The sequence below is a fragment of the Ferruginibacter paludis genome (assembly GCF_030409685.1).
GTDB lineage: Bacteria > Bacteroidota > Bacteroidia > Chitinophagales > Chitinophagaceae > Ferruginibacter > Ferruginibacter paludis.
In genome coordinates this window covers 1-1,969 of sequence record NZ_JAUFQJ010000017.1, presented here as the reverse complement: position 1 = coordinate 1,969, position 1,969 = coordinate 1, and the positions used below count along the sequence as shown (strand labels likewise).

The window sequence follows — 1,969 nt, the reverse complement described above, 5'->3', positions numbered from 1 at the left end:
CCCGCCGAACTGGTATAAGCCGTAACAGTGTTCGTAAATATCTTGCCATGTTGCTTCCTGCAAGTGATGCGGACAGTCCCGCATTATCTAACCAGGATCTGGCGGATAAAGCCTATAACAACGATCAGTTGGAGCATGATGCTTTGCGGATGGAACAACTTAGCCAGCATTTTAAATCCTGCCAGTCAGAGTTATCAAAAACCGGTGTAACACGCCAGCTGCTTTGGCAGGAATATATGGGCCTTTACCCCGATGGATACAGTTATAGCCGGTACTGCTATCATTTAAAACTATACCTTAAAAACTCCGATGTATCCATGCACCTGGAATACCAGCCTGCGGATATAATCATGATTGATTTTGCCGGTAAGAAACAACATTATGTTGACGTGCCTACCGGTGAGTGTATAGAGTGCCAGGTGTTTGTAGCTATACTTCCTTACAGCGGCCTTATTTTTTGCAAAGCTGTTCACAGCCAGCAAACAGCAGATTTTACTACCTGCATCAACAGCATGCTAAAATATTATGCCGGTGTACCGGCTACTATTTTATGTGACAACCTGAAGACGGCCGTTATCCGCCCAAGCCGTTATGAACCTGTATTTACGGATATATGCTACCAGCTAAGTGAACATTACGCTACTACCTTTAGCGCTGCACGCCCTTATAGCCCGCGTGACAAAGCAATGGTAGAACGGGCTGTCAGCATTGTGTATGCGCATGTGTATGCGCCGCTGCGACACGAGGAGTTTACAAGCCTGGCTACTCTTAACGAGGCTATGACCCGGCAACTATATTTACTTAATAATAAGCCTTATAAAAATACGGCTTACAGCCGCTGGTATTTTTATGACAAGCACGAACATGGCTTGCTAAGGCCACTACCTTCAGAACCCTTTGGCCCTAAAAAAGTCGTTGTACTCACTGTTCAGCGTAACTATCATGTTCAACTCTCAGAAGATCATCTGTATTACAGTGTGCCGTATCAACATGTTGGCAAAAAAGTGAAAGTGCTTTATGACAACCGGGTAGTAGAAGTTTACCTGAACACAGATCGCATTGCCCTGCATATTAGAAAGCCTCACAGCAAAGCATATACAACCCTTGCGGATCATATGCCTCCGCACCACCAGCGCATGCAAACCATTAAGGGCTGGAACAAAGAAGAGCTTCTGTTGCAGGCAAACAGCATCGGCACAGCAACCTTACAGGCGGCTACACTGATGCTGGAAAACAGTATTTATATCGAACAGAATTACAAAGCATGTTTTGGTATGCTGATGCTACAAAAAAAGTATACCAAACAGCGGCTGGAAGCAGCCTGCAACAGGGCACTGCAAGGAACCCGGGTTAACTATACAATGATCAGAAACATTCTTGAACGCGGGCTTGATAAACAAATAATAGTTCCTGAAAATGATACCAGCATACCACTGCATGATAATATCAGGGGAAAAGATCACTATCAATAATTACAACTAAAACAAAAGTAAAATGAACACAACACAAACGCTTGAACAAATGAAACAGCTGCGGCTGCAGGGTATGTACCATGCTTACCGCACTCAACTGGAACTACCGCTGGATCAGCAGCTGGATGGGCATGACCTGGTAGCCCAGTTGGTACAATCCGAAGAGCTTACCCGCAGCAATGAAAAAACCGCTTACTACCTTAAACTGGCCAAGCTGCGTTTGCCTGCAACGGTCGAACAAATAGAATGCGGCCCTGCACGCAACCTGAGCAAGCAACAAATGGCCACCCTTATTGAAGGCCGTTATCTGCAACAAGGCGAGAATATTTTAATTACCGGTTCCACCGGTTGCGGAAAAAGTTACCTGGCTTGCGCCCTTGGCCACCAGGCATGTCTGCAGGGATATAAAACCACTTACCTCAATATGAACCGCCTGATAGAAAAGGTAACATTGTCTAAGCTCGATGGCTCTTACATTAAATTGCTCAATCACCTGG

General features: G+C 45.3%; 2 protein-coding genes. Both read left to right on the top strand.

Annotation, left to right across the window (positions count from 1 at the left end; all coding sequences use genetic code 11):
- Positions 1-1,472, top strand: a 1,472-nt coding sequence (istA, locus tag QWZ08_RS23315) for an IS21 family transposase (protein ID WP_290340011.1), incomplete at its 5' end; no start/stop codon positions are given.
- Positions 1,473-1,494: 22 nt separating this feature from the next.
- On the top strand, positions 1,495-1,969 hold a 475-nt coding region (locus QWZ08_RS23310), incomplete at its 3' end, for an ATP-binding protein (RefSeq protein ID WP_290340010.1).